We start from the raw sequence: 15,494 nt of genomic DNA on the forward strand, positions 1-15,494 counted from the left end.
ATGGAGCAGCAGGGGGCCGACGATGTACCGGTCATTTATCTCCACGAGATAAAGCGGCAGTATTTGCAGGGTGAGGTGCCGCTGACGATCTTGGACGGCGCCAAGCTGGCGCTATGGGCCGGCCAATCGGTCGCGCTGGTCGCGCCGTCCGGCTCGGGCAAGTCGACGCTGCTGCACATTGCGGGGCTGCTCGAGGCGCCGGATTCCGGTGAGGTCTATGTCAACGGCGCGCCGACCTCGCAGCTGCCCGACATCGAGCGCACCCAGCTGCGCCGCACCGATATCGGCTTCGTCTACCAGTCGCACCGGCTATTGCCGGAGTTCTCCGCGCTCGAGAACGTCATGCTGCCGCAGATGATCCGCGGCCTGAAGAAGTCCGAGAGCGTTACGCGCGCCAAGGAGATCCTCGGCTATCTCGGCCTCAGCGATCGCATCACGCATCGCCCCGCCGAGCTGTCAGGCGGCGAGCAGCAGCGCGTGGCGATCGCCCGCGCGGTGGCCAATGCGCCGCGGGTGCTGTTCGCGGACGAGCCGACCGGCAACCTCGATCCGCACACGGCCGATCACGTGTTCCAGGCCCTGATGCAGCTGGTCAAGGCGACCAAGGTGTCGATGCTGATCGCGACCCACAACATGGAGCTCGCCGGCCGCATGGACCGGCGGGTGTCGCTGTCGAACGGCCAGGTGGTCGAGCTCGACTAAGATTCGCGAAAACAACCCCATGCACAGTAGCCAAGTGCTTGGCGGATTTGCGAAAAAAATCGCGCGGTGGCGCTCCGCCGCGCCCTTCGGCCTCAAGGCCGAATCACCGTCAATTTGAACGGCCCGCCATTGGCGACGGCGTGCTCGACGGCCTCGTTGGCGTGGTCGAGGTCGAAGGCCGTCGCCTCGTACTCCTCGAGCCTCAGCAGCCCCGCGCGCACCAGCGCGATCAGACGGCTCGCGGCATCCGGCGGGTACATCCAGACCCCGTGGATGCTGATGCAATTGCGCATGATCCAGGGGTAGGGCAGCTCGAGGCCCGCGCCGCCGGCCATGCCGACGCCGCCCATCAGCGCGACGCGGCCATAGGGACGCACCGTCATGACCGCCGCGCGCACGACGGTGGGGCTCACCGAGGGCGGCATGATGTCGAGCACGCAATCGATCGGCGAGGGCGCCGCGCGCTTCATCGCCTCGCGGTCGTCGTCCTCATGGCCGGTGAGCTTGACCGGTTTGACCCGCGGGCCGAAGCGGCGGACGAGGTCAGCCAGGATCGTCTCGTTGCGGCCGGGCGTGACCACGCAGGCCGCGCCCATCGCCAGCGCGACCGAGACGGCTGCGCTGCCGAAATTGCCGGTGGCCCCGCTCACCAGCACGGTCTCGCCTGGTCGCAGGTTCGCGGCCAGGAAGCCGCCGTAGGGCACCAGCAGCGTGCCCAGCGCGCACCATTGCGTCGCGTCTTCCGACGTGATCGCGCCGAGAGGTTTCACATTCTCGGTCGGCAGTCGCATCTGCTCGGCAAACGAGCCGTGGCGGAAATGCCGTTGCAGGCGCATGCCGCCGGGGCCGGCAGCGGTCAGCCCTTGCAGTGCGATGTCGGGCGCGACGGCGTCGTCACGCGAACGCACAGTCGGATCGCAAAACACCCAGTCCCCAACGCCGAGCTTGGTCGCATCCGGGCCGATCGCGCGCACCCGGCCGATGCCGCCGGGACCCGGGATAATCGGCAGGTCGAGCGCGTAATTGCGCGTCCCATCGAAGACCTCGTTCATGTAGGACAAGACGCGTGTGGCGACGACATCGACGATGACCTCGCCGGTGCCGAGCACCGGTTCGGGAGCATTTTCGATTACCAGCGGCGAACCGAAGGATTTGAGCACGGCAGCTTTCATGATGTTTCACCTCAAAATCGGGTGAGGCCCATATGCGCCGCCTTGGAGGAGACAAGAAGGCCTGGTATTATCCTAGTATTATGGAGCCCCTCCATCGCGGGAGCGACAGCATTGGCCGACCCACGCCGCATCGAGTTCGGCGATTTTCTCAGGTCCCGCCGCGAAAAGCTGTCGCCGAAGGCTGTCGGGCTTCCGATCGGCCGGCGCCGGCGCACCGCGGGGCTGCGGCGTGAGGAAATCGCGCAGCTCGCCGGCATCGGCGTCGACTGGTACATCCGCCTCGAGCAGGGCCGCACCGTCAGCCCGTCCGTCACCACCATTGACGCGCTGGCCCGTGCGCTGCGTCTCAGCAAGACCGAGCACGCCCACCTGAAGGCCTTAGCGCGCGACGGCACCAGAAGCGCGTTCACGCGCGAGGTCGTGCCACCACCCATTCGGCGGATGATCGCGAGCCTGCACCAGCCGGCCTACATCACCGGGCGGCGCTGGGACGTGCTGACCTGGAACGAGGCGGCCGAGGACATCTTCGCCTTTGGGCAATTGCCGGAGCAGGATCGCAACACGCTGCTGCTGGTGCTGACGAACAAGCAGACGCGAAAGGTCTATGGCGCGGGCTGGACGGAGGTTGCCAAGAGCATGGTCGCGATGTTTCGCGCCACCCACGACGTCTGGGCCGGCGATCCCGCCTTCGCGGAGCTGCTGACGCGGCTGCGCCAGGGTAGTCCGGAATTCGTCAAATGGTGGGAAGCCCACGACATCCGCAGCACGATGTCCGGCCTCAAGACCATGAACCATCCGACCAGGGGCGTGCTCCGGTTCGAGCACACCAGTTTCCAGGCCAACGACGATCCCGCGTTGAAGCTGGTGATTTACACGCCGGTCTGAGGTGTGGAGCGGTGAAGGCCAGCGCGTCTGCCGTCGGGAGGCAGGCGGGAGCTGTTGCGGTCAGTCCGTCCTGCACCGCTTGAGCTGCATTGGACATTTCGGGCGCACCGAGCAGCGGATCAAGGACTTGACCGTAACCACTCCGAGAAGGCGCGGATGGTCCGCGCGCGAGGATGGTTCGGCTTGCTGACCACATGGAAGCTGTAGCCAGGCAAACTCAACTTGAACACTTTCACGAGCGTTCCAGCTGCGAGGTCGTTAGCGACGAGCACATCACTGAAAACCCCCACGCCCTGTCCGGCGATCACCGCTTCGATGGCGTGCAGTTCCTCCCGGAAACTCAAGTGTTGCATGTCCTTGAATTGGGGCACTTCGCGCCACCTGCGCTGAGCCGTGGCGAGCCATCTCTGCCATGTCGGTGGTTCGCGATCGGCAGGAGACCAATAGGAGTGGATCAGAACGTGGCTCGCAAGGTCGAGCGGTCGTTTCAGCCGCCCCGTTGCAAGTAGACGCGGACTGCAGACCGGCCAGAATGTATCGCTGAAGAGATCATCGACGATTCCGTCCGTCGGCCGGACTCGGCTGGTCGCATAGCGAATGGCGACGTCGCCATCTCCGGCCTGCAGATCGAGCACACTGTCCGTGCCGATGACGTCGAGCCGGACGTCGGGATGCAGCTTCCGCCAGAGGGGCAGGCGAGGCACGAGCCAGCGGCTCGCGAAAGCGTTGGTCGTCGTCACCCGAAGAGGCTGTTGGTCGCCTTCCTGCCTGACGGCCATAATTGCAGCCGCAAACACCTCAAGGCCGTCGCGGATGGCGGGAAAAAGCCGCGCGCCGGCATCGGTCAGAGAAAGAGGCCGCGGCCTGCGGCGGAATAGAGCGCGACCGCAATACTGCTCAAGCAGCCCGATCTGGTGGCTGATCGCCGTTGGCGTTACGCCGAGTTCGGCCGCGGCCTTCTTGAAGCTCAGGTGGCGAGCGGCAGCTTCAAAGGCGCGAAGCTCGATCAGGGGTGGCAACTTGTGCATGAGGTCAGTGTAGGTGAAATCAATTCACCGTCACCTGAATTCTTCGGATTTGCTCCGAGACAGCTCGCGATCGAGGATATCGCCAGTCAGGCTGAGGAGACCATGTCATGTCGTCGATCGCATCTGTCGCCAGCGCTGCCGCCGATCTTGGCGCTTCCTTCGGAGGACAACTCCTCAAGCCAGCCGACGAGGGTTATGAGGAGGCGCGAAGGGTCCACAATGGGCTGGTCGACAAACGGCCGGCATTGATTGCCAGGTGCCGCAGCGTGGCCGATGTCGTTGATGCCGTCGCGCTTGCGACCAAGCTCGGCCTCGAGGTCGCGGTTCGCGGCGGCGGCCATAACGTGGCAGGGCGCGCAACCATCGACGGCGGAATCATGATCGACCTCTCGCCCATGAAGGGCGTTCGGGTCGACCCCGTCGGCAAGACCGTATGGGCGCAGGGCGGCGTCACCTGGGGCGAGGTTAATCGCGAAACTCAACTTCACGGGCTTGCGGTCACCGGCGGCGTGGTCTCGACCACCGGGATCGCCGGCCTGACCCTCGGCGGAGGCCTGGGCTGGCTGATGGGCAAGTACGGCCTTGCACTGGATAACGTGCGGGCGGTCGAACTCGTCACCGCCGAGGGCAGGGTTCTACGGGCCAGCAAGCAAGAGGAGCCCGATCTGTTCTGGGCCATCCGCGGAGGCGGCGGAAACTTCGGGATCGCCACCGGCCTCGAATACGATCTTCATACGGTCGGGCCGATCATCACCGGCGGTCCGATCATCCACCCGATCGAGCGCTCCCGTGATGTGCTCGAATTCTTCAGGGCCAGCACGCGATCGCTGCCTGACGAGCACATGCTGTTTGCATCCCTGACCCACGCGCCCGACGGGTCCGGCACGGAAGTCGCCGCCCTGGTCACCAGCCATTGCGGTCCGGTCGCGGATGCAGAAGACGCGATGCGGCCGCTCAAACAGTTCGGGGCTCCGATCCTGGATGCGGTCGGACCGATGCCCTATTGCGAACTCAACCGCATGCTCGACGCCAACTATCCGAAAGGCGCCTTCAATTATTGGAAATCGAACTTCCTCTCGGAGCTGAGCGATGCTGCGATTGCGACCATGATCGATTGTTTCGCGCGTTGCCCGACGTCCATGGGGCAGTTCCTCCTCGAGCACATCCATGGTGCGGCGGCCCGCGTCGATACAGCGGATACGGCATTTCCGCACCGGCAGGAGGGCTATAATTTTCTGATCCTTGCGCAATGGATGCAGCCCAGCGATACGAGCCGCTGCATCTCCTGGGCACGAGACACCTACGAAAGGATGCGCCCCTTCTTTGCCTCAGGCCGCTATGTCAATTATCTCGATGATGACGAGACCGGCGATCCTGTCGCTGCCGCCTATGGACCGAATTACCGGCGTCTGCAGCGGATCAAAGCGAAATACGACCCGACTAACTTCTTCCGCATGAACCAGAACATCCGGCCGCTGGCCTGATTTCCAGACAAGGATTTCGTCGCTCTCATCCTGTTAAGACGTCGGTCAAAGATGACGATGCTGCGGCCCGTTTCGTTAGTCGGCGGGGCGTGGCGATTCCGGGGGAGGACTCGAAATGGCTATCGTGTGCCGGCCCGCTCGCATGGAGGACTTGAAGCAAGCCGACGAAATGGTGGTCGCCAGCATCAATGAACTCACCGAACGGCGGGGCTTCGGAAGGATGGCGTCCTCCCGTCCGCAGGATTTCCAAGCTTTCTCGCTAGCGGACGATCCCGAAGGTCTTTGGGTAGCCGATGACGACGGAGAAATTGTCGGTTTCGCGTGGAGCTGGGTTTGTGGCGAGCTTTGGTTTCTGGCGCAGCTGTTCGTGGCCCCTGATCGCCAGAGCGATGGCATCGGCAATCAACTCATCAGTAAAACGTTCGCCCAGGCAGATATGCGCGGAGCATCGATCAAGGCGCTCATCACCTTCACATTCAACAACGTTTCTCAAGGATTATACATCCGTCACGGACTGTTCCCGCGCTTTCCGATCTACATGGTCAGCGTACCTCGTGACCGTTTGGCGTCGCGCTTGGCTGAGCCGCGGCTCCGTCTTGAATCTCTCGCGGACAGGACCGCCGGGCTCGATGAGCTGGGACTCATCGATGTCGTTGCTCTCGGTGTCTCCAGAGCAAAGCATCATCGCTATCTCCTGAGCGATGGCACGACGGGCGGGTACACCATTCACTCGGACAGCGAGTGCGTAGGGTACGTCTATATTTCGGACGGACACATTGGCCCGCTTGCAGTCCGCCGACCGGATCTCGTGGGCTCTGCGCTTGCTGCTGCGTTGTCGCGCGCGGCAAAGAGTGATTTTCCGACCATTTCGGCCTTCATATCGGGCGCGAGCGAGCCAGCGCTCAAGGCAGCGATCGACCACGGGGTGCATTTGACATTCCCGATGTTGCTGATGTCGAATCGACCATTCGGAGATTGGGCCAGCTACCTCCCGCGCAACCCGGGTTTCATGTAGTTCAATCCAGGCTCGTACTTGGGCCATTCGCCGACGTCCGGGCCGCGAGCATGCGCCCCGCGGAATTAGCGGCGCCGCCGCGGCAAGATTCTCCGGTGCGCGCTCCGGTTTGCAAGCCGCCCACACAAGCGCTATGCCCCGGCTTTCGTAGAGAGCCCCAACATGACGATCTCTGATGACGACGACCTGACGCGCCTGAAAGAGATCGGGCGCATCGTCGCCAATACGCTGGAAGCGATGGGGAAGGCGATCGAGCCGGGCATGACCACCTCCGAACTCGACCAGATCGGGCGAAAGCTGCTGGAGGCCGCCGGGGCCCGTTCGGCGCCGGAGCTGGCTTACGATTTTCCCGGCGCGACCTGCATCAGCGTGAACGAGGAGATCGCTCACGGCATCCCGGGCGAGCGGCGGATCGCGCGCGGCGATCTCGTGAACATCGACGTGTCAGCCGAGAAGAACGGCTTCTTTGCCGATACCGGTGCCTCCTTCGCCGTTCCGCCCGTCGCCCGTGCGATTGAGCGTCTTTGCCGGAACGGCCGGCGGGCGATGTGGACAGGCCTGCAGCAGGTTGGCGCCGGCAGGCCGATTGCCGGGATCGGGCAGGCGATCGGGAGCTTTGCGCGGAAAAACGGCTACAGCCTGGTCAGGAATCTTGCCAGTCACGGTGTCGGTTTGTCGCTCCATGAGGAGCCGACGGAGATCGCAACGTGGCCCGATCGTTCGGAACGCCGCATCATGACCGATGGCTTGGTGTTCACCGTCGAGCCGTTCCTCTCCATGGGGGCCGAGTGGGCGGAGAATGGCGATGACCCATGGACACTCTACAGCAGCCCCGAGGCGCCGACCGTGCAGTACGAACACACCGTGATCGCCACAAGGCACGGTCCTTTGATCGTGACAATGGCTGGATAAGGTTGCCGAGCACGGGGACGGATCACGTCAGACGGTCGATGATCTGAAGGGCCGGTCTCGATCAGGGCGATCGCGGCGTCGGCGTCTGGGTGGCCGGCCTCGCGCGGCGAGCAGGTTTCTTCGGTGGAAAATACGGGTTCACCACGCAACTCGCCGAACGTCCGACGGCGAGATATTTGCACTGCTCGAGCGAGCCGTAGCGGCAGTCAAAATAGCCGACGGGGCCGTAGATCTGCATGCAGACGGGATAGCTCGGGTCATAGGTCTGCGCGTGAGCAGCCGCGGTCGCGAGCAGCACGCCCGCCGAGAGGAGCGCGACAGGGACGCGGCGCATCTCAGCGTGGCAGGTAGTACCCGGGCGCCAGATTGCGCGGACGATTTTGATAGGCGTACGGATCATCGCTCTGTCCCGCAAAATATGGATTTGCGATGCAGGTCAGCGCGCGGCCCGATGCGCTTGCCTGACACTGCGCGTAGGTGTCGAACCTGCAATTGCTGAGCCCCGGCCATTCATCGCCGGTGAGGCAGAACGGATGATGCGTGCCAAACGCGCGCGCGGGTGTGCTTGCGCTCGACGCCAGTGCAAATGTGGCGAGAGCGAGCGAAAATGTGGCGACAATGGGGGAGGCAATTCCTCTACGCATCTTCAATTCTCCATCACGCGAATGTGCGCGCGACGTTGTTACGCGTGCATGCAATTTATCTCGTCTCGTCGACAATGGAACTACAGAAAACACTTGTTTCAAAGGGTTTCGGACACGCGCTGATAAATCTTCATTAATGAAACGCGGGCCTTTGGCGCGAACTGTGGCGTCGAGGTTACAGCAATTCCGTTGATCGCTGTTATGACCAACGCACGGCCGGGGGGCCCATCGACGAAACTGGAACGGGAATCAAATGAAGAAGAATTTGTTGCTTGCTGCTGTGAGCCTTGTCGCGCTGAGCGCGGCCGCGCCGGCGCTGGCTGCTGACCTCGCAGCACGGCCCTACACCAAGGCGCCCGCGATGGTCGCCGCGATCTACGACTGGAGCGGCTTCTACATCGGTATCAACGGCGGCGGCGGTTCGTCGCACTCCACCTGGGATCTCGTCGGCGGCGGCCGTGAGGGTTCGCACGATGCGACCGGCGGCACGGTCGGTGGCCAGATCGGCTATCGCTGGCAGTCCGGCCAGTGGGTGTTCGGCGTGGAAGGTCAGGGCAACTGGGCCGACTTCTCGGGTGACAACGTCAGCGCGCTGTTCGCCACTCGCAATCGCTCGAAGATCGATTCGTTCGGTCTGATCACCGGTCAGGTCGGCTACGCCTGGAACAACGTCCTGCTCTACGTCAAGGGCGGTGCGGCTGTGGTCGGCGTCAAGTACGACGTGTTCAGCACGGCCTCGGGCGCGCTGCTGTCCTCGAACGACCAGACCCGTTGGGGCGGTACGGTCGGCGCCGGCCTCGAGTACGGTTTTGCGCCGAACTGGTCGGTTGGCGTCGAGTACAACCACATCTTCCTGTCGGACAAGGATGTCGCGTTCGCAGGCTTGGCGGGTACCGACCGCATCAAGCAGGACGTCGACATGGGGCTCGTCCGCCTCAACTACAAGTTCGGCGGGCCGGTGCTCGGCCGTTACTGATCCTGATCGCTCGCCTTCGAGCGTTCGTCGAAAAGCCCCGGCCTTCGCCGGGGCTTTTTTATTGCGTGAATTCAGCGAGTTAACCATTGCCCCTGGAGGTCGTCCGCCACGCTTGACTCTGCAGAACAAAATGAGAACAATGTTCTTCATACGTTCTAGCAAGGGAGCGAGACATGTTCAGGGTTTTCGTCGAAGAGGCCGCCGCACTGGCGTCGATCACGCTGTTCGTCGGGATGATCGCGATCTGGGCTCAAGTCATACCGCAGCTCTAGGGCAGCGGTTTTGTAGTCCGGCGTTCCTTCTCGGCCGTGCCCTTGGGGAAAAGCAGGACGACGCGGCCAATTGGCCGCTCCGACGTGGACTCTGAAGCTGCGACACCTCACCATTGCGCGGCGAGTCGGCGGAAGAGGGCAGATGCGGGTGCATGATGCCTTGAAGAGCCGGCGACCGCTCCATTCCATCTGCAAGAGGCCGTCACGCGACCATGCCGAGCGCCGGATTTGTCCACCTTCACGTTCACTCGGCCTATTCGCTGCTCAAGGGCTCGATCAAGATCGCCAAGCTCGCCGAGCTTGCCAAGAAGGACCACCAGCCGGCCCTGGCGCTGACCGACACCGACAACATGTTCGGCGCGCTGGAATTCTCCGACAAGATGGCGGGTTCCGGCATCCAGCCGATCGTCGGCTGCGAGCTGGCGATCGATTTCGGCGATCAGGATCCGAATGCGCGCAGCGCGATGGCGCCGTCGCGCGTGGTGCTGCTGGCAGCGCAGGAGCGCGGCTATCGCAGCCTGATGCGGCTGAACTCGCGCGCGTTCCTGGAGACGCCTGACACCCATGCGCCGTTCATCAAGTTCGACTGGCTCGAGGGCGAGACCGAGGGCCTGATCGCGCTGACGGGCGGACCGGACGGGCCGATCTCGCTGGCACTGGCCGGCGGTCATGCCGAGCTTGCGGCCTTACGCTGCGAGCGTCTGACCGGCCTGTTCGGCGATCGCCTCTATATCGAATTGCAGCGCCACAACACCGAGAAGGAGCGGCGCGTCGAAAGCAGCTTGATCGACATCGCCTACGCCCAGGGTCTGCCGCTGGTCGCGACCAACGAGCCTTATTTCGCGACGACCGATGATTACGAGGCGCATGACGCGCTGCTCTGCATCGCCGGCGGGCGGCTGATCGCCGAGACCGAGCGCGAGCAGCTCACGCCCGATCATCGTTTCAAGACGCGTGCCGAGATGGCGGTGCTGTTCGCCGACATTCCCGAGGCGCTGGCCTCGACGGTGGAGATCGCCGAGCGTTGCTCGTTCCGCCCGATGACGCGCAAGCCGATCCTGCCGTTCTTCACCGTCGGCGCCGCGCAGAGCTCGGACGCCGCCGCAGTCGAGGCGGCCGAATTGAAGCGCCAGGCGGAGGAAGGGCTCGCCAAGCGCCTCAGCGTCCACGGCCTGTCGCAAGGCACCACCGAAGAGGATTACGACAAGCGCCTGGCGTTCGAGCTCGACGTCATCATGCGCATGAAATACGCGGGCTACTTCCTGATCGTGTCCGACTTCATCAAATGGGCGAAGAGCCAAGGCATTCCGGTCGGGCCGGGCCGCGGCTCCGGCGCGGGCTCGCTGGTGGCATGGGCGCTGACCATCACCGACCTCGATCCCATCAAGTTCGGCCTGCTGTTCGAGCGCTTCCTCAATCCCGAACGCGTCTCGATGCCGGACTTCGACATCGACTTCTGCCAGGACCGCCGCGGCGAGGTGATCAAGTACGTCCAGCAGCGCTACGGCCGCGACCAGGTCGCGCAGATCATCACCTTCGGAACGCTGCAGGCGCGCGGCGTGCTGCGCGACGTCGGTCGCGTGCTGCAAATGCCCTATGGCCAGGTCGACAAGCTGACCAAGCTGGTGCCGCAGAATCCGGCCGCGCCCGTCACGCTCGCGGCGGCGATCGAGAGTGAGCCGAAGCTCCAGGCATTCCGCGACGAAGATCCGATCGTGGCGCGCGCCTTCGACATCGCCCAGCGCCTCGAAGGCCTGACGCGGCACGCCTCGACCCATGCCGCCGGCATCGTGATTGGCGATCGCCCCTTGAGCGAACTCGTGCCGATGTACCGCGATCCGAAGTCGGACATGCCGGTGACCCAGTTCAACATGAAATGGGTCGAGCCGGCCGGCCTCGTCAAATTCGACTTCCTCGGGTTGAAGACGCTGACCGTGCTCGACGTCGCGGTGAAGCTGCTGAAGCCGCGCAACATCCACATCGATCTCGCCACGCTGCCGATCGACGATGCCGAGAGCTACCAGATGCTGGCCCGCGGCGAGGTGGTCGGCGTGTTCCAGGTTGAAAGCCAGGGCATGCGGCGCGCGCTCGTCGATATGCGCCCGGACCGTTTCGAGGACATCATCGCGCTGGTCGCGCTGTATCGGCCGGGCCCGATGGCGAACATCCCGACCTATTGCGCGCGCAAGCATGGCGACGAGGAGCCGGAATATCTGCATCCCGTGCTGGAGCCGATCCTGAAGGAGACCTTCGGCGTCATCATCTACCAGGAACAGGTGATGCAGATCGCGCAGGTGATGTCGGGCTATTCGCTCGGCGACGCCGACCTCTTGCGCCGCGCCATGGGCAAGAAGATCCGCGCCGAGATGGACAAGCAGCGCGACATCTTCGTCGCGGGCGCGGTGAAGAACGGCGTGCCGAAGGGGCAGGCCGAGACCATCTTCGAGCTGCTGGCCAAGTTCGCCGACTACGGCTTCAACAAGAGCCATGCGGCAGCCTATGCGCTGGTGTCCTACCACACCGCCTACATGAAGGCGCATTATCCGGTGGAGTTCATCGCCGCGTCGATGACGCTCGATCTCAACAACACCGACAAGCTCTCCGAATTCCGCTCGGAGGCGCAGCGCCTCGGCATCAAGGTCGAGCCGCCGAACATCAACCGGTCGGGCGCGACCTTCGAGGTCGGCGAGAAGACGATCTACTACGCGCTCGCGGCGCTGAAGGGCGTCGGCATCCAGGCGATCGAGCAGATCATCGAAGAACGCACCAAGCGGGGATTGTTCACCTCGCTCGCCGACTTCGCCGCGCGGGTCAATCCGCGCGCGATCAACAAGCGCATCATCGAAAGTCTCGCCGCCGCCGGCGCCTTCGACACGCTGGAGCCGAACCGTGCCCGCGTCTTCGCCGGCGCGGACTCGATCCTGGCCGCCTGCCAGCGCGCGCATCAGGCCGAGACCATCGGCCAGAACGACATGTTCGGGATGTCGGCGGATGCACCCACCATCATGCTGCCGCAGATCGAGCCGTGGCTGCCGGCCGAAAAACTCCGCCGCGAATACGACGCCGTCGGCTTCTTCCTTTCGGGCCATCCGCTCGACGATTACGCCACCGTGCTGAAGCGGCTTCGGGTGCAGAGCTGGGCGGAATTCTCGCGCGCGGTGAAGACCGGCGCCACCGCCGGCAAGGTCGCGGCCACCGTGGTCTCGCGCATGGAGCGGCGCACCAAGACCGGCAACAAGATGGGCATCATGGGGCTCTCCGATCCCACGGGCCACTTCGAGGCGGTGCTGTTCTCCGAAGGCCTCGCGCAATATCGCGACGTGCTGGAGCCGGGCGCCGCCGTGCTGCTGCAACTGGGCGCCGAGCTGCAGGGCGAGGACGTCCGCGCCCGCGTGCTGCACGCCGAGCCGCTCGACGATGCCGCCGCCAAGACGCAGAAGGGCCTGCGCATCTTCGTGCGCGACACCAAGCCGCTGGATTCGATCGCCAAGCGTTTGGCCGGCCCCGACATGGCCGCATCGAACGGCGCCGCGCCGAAGGTCGGCAGTCCGGGCATCGCGCCGCGCGGAAATGGCGACGGCGAGGTCTCGCTGGTGATGATGCTCGACCTCGAGACCGAGGTCGAGATGAAGCTGCCCGGCCGCTTCAAGGTCTCGCCGCAGATCGCCGGCGCGATCAAGGCGGTCGCGGGCGTGGTGGACGTGCAACAGATCTGACACTGTCAGCGCCGCAAACCAAAGCTTAACTATCAAGCTCACGCATGGTTTCGAAGTCTGCCGGGCACAGCTATCAGTTGTCGCCCGGCGCGCAACCAAGGAAGAACAACCATGTGTGACAAATGCTCTGAAAATCTGCATCAATCGCTCGCTCCCTCCCGCCGCTCGATGATGCTTTTCGCCGCCTCCGCGCTCGGGATGGCGGCCTTTGGCGGGCCTGCGTCGGCCAAGAACGCGAAGGCGCCGCCGAAACCTCAGAACGTGCTGTCGCCCGATGCGGCGCTGAAGCGGCTGATGGAGGGCAATTCGCGCTACGTGTCAGGCGTTTCGCGCCGCCACGACTTCACGCATGAGCGCGAGGCACTGGTCGGCGGTCAAAATCCCTACGCGGCCGTTCTGAGCTGCGCCGATTCACGGATCGCGCCCGAATATGCCTTCGACAGTGGACGCGGCGACCTGTTCGTGTGTCGCGTCGCCGGAAATTTTGCCGGCGATGAGACGGTTGCGAGCATGGAATACACCGTCGCCGTGCTCGGCACGCCCCTGATCCTGGTGCTCGGCCACGACAATTGCGGTGCCGTCGACGCGACGATCAAGTCGCTGAAGGACGACAAGCCGCTGCCCGGGCACATCCCCACGCTGGTCTCCGCGATCGCGCCGGCGGTGAAGACGGCGGCGCAGCAGAGCGGGAATGCGCTCGACAACGCCATCCGCCAGAACGTCATCGACAACGTTGCCAAGCTCAAATCGGCCGCCCCGATCCTCAATGCCGCGGTCGAGCAGGGCAAGCTCAAGGTGGTCGGCGGTATCTATCGGTTGAGCACGGGGACCGTCGAGTTGCTTGCCCAGGGCTAAAGCCCACCTTCCGGAGTACCGGGGCCAGGCGGTCGTGCCTCTGCCCAACAGAGGCCGGCCGCCGTACATTCGGCCGGCGCGATGCTCGACGCCCGATCTGATCGCACCGTTGGGGACTTGAACGAGTCTCGCGCAGTTTCTAGGCTGCGCCGCGGCTGATTTGAGGCTGACTTCAAGCTGACTTGGAGCTGACGCCGGCCGTGACGAAGGCCACGCCATCGCCTCAATCCGAGCTTTTCGTTCAACGGCCGTTCAGCCGGCCGCGCGCTTGATGCGTGGTGGCACCTCAACAACAATCACGGGCAAGCAAGCCATGCGTGGGACGTTCAGAGTTTTCATTTGCCTTCTCCTGCCGATCGTGGCTCTTGCCGCCGGCGCGCCGGACGCAGCCCGGGCCCAGCAGCAGGAGAAGCGCATCGCGCTCGTGGTCGGCAATGGCGCCTATGCCAAGTCACCGCTGGCAACGACCGCCAACGACGCCGGCCTGATCGCACAGACGCTGCAGGCGGCCGGCTTCGACGTCGTCGGAGCGCGCGATCTCGACGGCGACACGCTGCGCAAGAGTTTCCGCGACTTCATCCAGAAGGCCCAGGCCTCGGGGCCGGGAACGGTCGCGATGATCTATCTCGCCGGCTATGGCGTGCAGCTTGCCGGCGAGAACTACTTCGTCCCGGTCGATTCCAACATCGCCCGCGACACCGACATTCCGACCGAGGCCCTGCGCGTCAGCGACTATGTGCGCCAGCTCGCGTCCATTCCGCTCAAGGCCAACATCGTCGTGCTCGACGCGGCCCGCGCGCAGCCTTTCATCGAGGGCGGTCAGCAGATCGCGAGCGGTCTGGCGCTGGTCGAGCCGGAAGCGAACATGCTGATCGCCTTCAACGCTGCGCCCGGCACTGTGGCCCCGCAGGAGCCGGGGCCATATGGCATCTATGCGCAGTCACTGGCCGAGATGATCCGCACCGGCGGCCTGCCGCTGCCCGAGGTGTTCGACCGCGTCCGCCTGCGCGTCAACGAGGCCTCCAAGGGTGCGCAGGTGCCCTGGAACGAGCAGAAGATCTCGGCGCCGTTCTCGTTCTTCGAGCGCGGGCCCGATGCGCCGCCGCCGGAGGCCGCGCCGGACCAGGTCGCCGCGATCCGGAGCAAGCCGATCCGCGATCTCGGCGTGCAGGACGCCTATGCCGCCGCGCTCGAACGCGACACGCTGCCGGCCTATGAGGAATTTCTCGCCGCCTATCCCGGTGATCCACTCGCAAAGCGCGTGATGGCGATCGTCGCGGCGCGCCGCGAGGCGATCACCTGGCGGCGGACCTACCGGACCGACACGCCGGAGGCCTATTGGTCGTATCTACGCCGCTATCCGCGCGGGCCGCATGCGGCGGATGCACGCCGGCGCCTCGCGATCCTCACCGCGCCGGCCGAGCCGCCGCCGAGCTTTGCGATGATCGACTACGACGTGCCGCCACCGCCGCCGGAGGAGGTGGTCTATGTCGACCGTCCGGTGCTGTATTTCAGCGACCCCGATTTCGGCTTCGCGCCGCCACCGCCGCCGCCGGTCTACTATCTACCGCCGCCGCCGCCGGATTTCGTCGTGCTGCCGCCGCCGCTGCCGGTGGTCGGCCTGTTCGTGCTGCCGCAGCCGGTGTTCGTGCCGATCCCGGCGTTCGTCAGTCCCCCGGTCTACGTCGCGCCGCCGCCGAACAACATCATCTACCAGAACATCCACAATACGACGGTCATCAACAACGTGATCAACCAGCCGCCGGCGCCGGCCGCGGGGCCGGCGCCCGGTCCGGGCAGTCTGGCGCCGGCGGTTGCCGGCCGCGCCAGCCC

At 64.7% G+C, this 15,494-nt stretch carries 13 protein-coding genes; 9 read left to right on the plus strand and 4 right to left on the minus strand.

Annotated elements, in window-relative coordinates:
* Entirely contained in the window at nt 1-702 is a 702-nt protein-coding gene (locus XH84_RS03765; protein WP_164935976.1) for an ABC transporter ATP-binding protein, read from the plus strand.
* Between the two features lie 92 nt (nt 703-794).
* Here the strand turns inward: XH84_RS03765 and XH84_RS03770 are convergent, their stop codons facing one another.
* The gene (locus XH84_RS03770; protein ID WP_128917383.1) at nt 795-1,874 is read right to left on the minus strand and encodes a quinone oxidoreductase family protein; all 1,080 of its coding nucleotides are present in this window, start codon (nt 1,872-1,874) and stop codon (nt 795-797) included.
* 111 nt (nt 1,875-1,985) lie between these two features.
* Between XH84_RS03770 and XH84_RS03775 the strand changes: the two genes are divergently transcribed.
* Nucleotides 1,986-2,759, plus strand: coding sequence for a helix-turn-helix transcriptional regulator (locus XH84_RS03775; RefSeq protein ID WP_128917382.1), 774 nt, complete (start codon nt 1,986-1,988; stop codon nt 2,757-2,759).
* A gap of 119 nt (nt 2,760-2,878) precedes the next feature.
* On the opposite strand, the gene XH84_RS03780 is transcribed toward XH84_RS03775, so the two are convergent.
* Nucleotides 2,879-3,787 carry a LysR substrate-binding domain-containing protein gene (locus XH84_RS03780; RefSeq protein ID WP_128917381.1) on the minus strand — a complete coding sequence of 303 codons (909 nt, stop codon included), beginning with the start codon at nt 3,785-3,787 and terminating at the stop codon, nt 2,879-2,881.
* A 107-nt stretch (nt 3,788-3,894) separates the two neighbouring features.
* Between XH84_RS03780 and XH84_RS03785 the strand changes: the two genes are divergently transcribed.
* The 3 genes from XH84_RS03785 to map all read left to right on the plus strand — a co-directional run bounded on the left by XH84_RS03785 (nt 3,895) and on the right by map (nt 7,198).
* On the plus strand, nt 3,895-5,271 hold the full coding sequence (locus XH84_RS03785; protein ID WP_128917380.1) for an FAD-binding oxidoreductase: 1,377 nt from the start codon (nt 3,895-3,897) through the stop codon (nt 5,269-5,271).
* 115 nt (nt 5,272-5,386) lie between these two features.
* Nucleotides 5,387-6,286, plus strand: coding sequence for a GNAT family N-acetyltransferase (locus tag XH84_RS03790; protein ID WP_164935975.1), 900 nt, complete (start codon nt 5,387-5,389; stop codon nt 6,284-6,286).
* A 162-nt stretch (nt 6,287-6,448) separates the two neighbouring features.
* Nucleotides 6,449-7,198: a type I methionyl aminopeptidase gene (map, locus tag XH84_RS03795; RefSeq protein ID WP_128917379.1), complete on the plus strand. Its 750-nt coding sequence runs from the start codon at nt 6,449-6,451 to the stop codon at nt 7,196-7,198.
* 61 nt (nt 7,199-7,259) lie between these two features.
* Here map and XH84_RS03800 read toward each other — a convergent pair whose 3' ends face one another.
* Nucleotides 7,260-7,532, minus strand: a complete 273-nt coding sequence (locus XH84_RS03800) for a DUF3551 domain-containing protein (protein WP_128917378.1) — start codon at nt 7,530-7,532, stop codon at nt 7,260-7,262.
* A gap of 1 nt (nt 7,533) precedes the next feature.
* Complete coding sequence (locus XH84_RS03805; protein ID WP_128917729.1) at nt 7,534-7,842, minus strand: DUF3551 domain-containing protein; 309 nt, start codon at nt 7,840-7,842, stop codon at nt 7,534-7,536.
* Between the two features lie 253 nt (nt 7,843-8,095).
* On the opposite strand from XH84_RS03805, the gene XH84_RS03810 reads away from it, so the two are divergent.
* The 4 genes from XH84_RS03810 to XH84_RS03825 all read left to right on the plus strand — a co-directional run.
* Nucleotides 8,096-8,818, plus strand: coding sequence for an outer membrane protein (locus XH84_RS03810; RefSeq protein WP_128917377.1), 723 nt, complete (start codon nt 8,096-8,098; stop codon nt 8,816-8,818).
* A 484-nt stretch (nt 8,819-9,302) separates the two neighbouring features.
* On the plus strand, nt 9,303-12,806 hold the full coding sequence (gene dnaE, locus XH84_RS03815; protein ID WP_128917376.1) for a DNA polymerase III subunit alpha: 3,504 nt from the start codon (nt 9,303-9,305) through the stop codon (nt 12,804-12,806).
* Between the two features lie 111 nt (nt 12,807-12,917).
* Entirely contained in the window at nt 12,918-13,661 is a 744-nt protein-coding gene (locus XH84_RS03820; RefSeq protein ID WP_128917375.1) for a carbonic anhydrase, read from the plus strand.
* A 313-nt stretch (nt 13,662-13,974) separates the two neighbouring features.
* On the plus strand, nt 13,975-15,494 hold a 1,520-nt coding region (locus XH84_RS03825; protein WP_208757035.1), incomplete at its 3' end, for a caspase family protein.

This window comes from Bradyrhizobium nanningense, assembly GCF_004114535.1.
GTDB classification, from domain to species: Bacteria; Pseudomonadota; Alphaproteobacteria; order Rhizobiales; family Xanthobacteraceae; genus Bradyrhizobium; species Bradyrhizobium nanningense.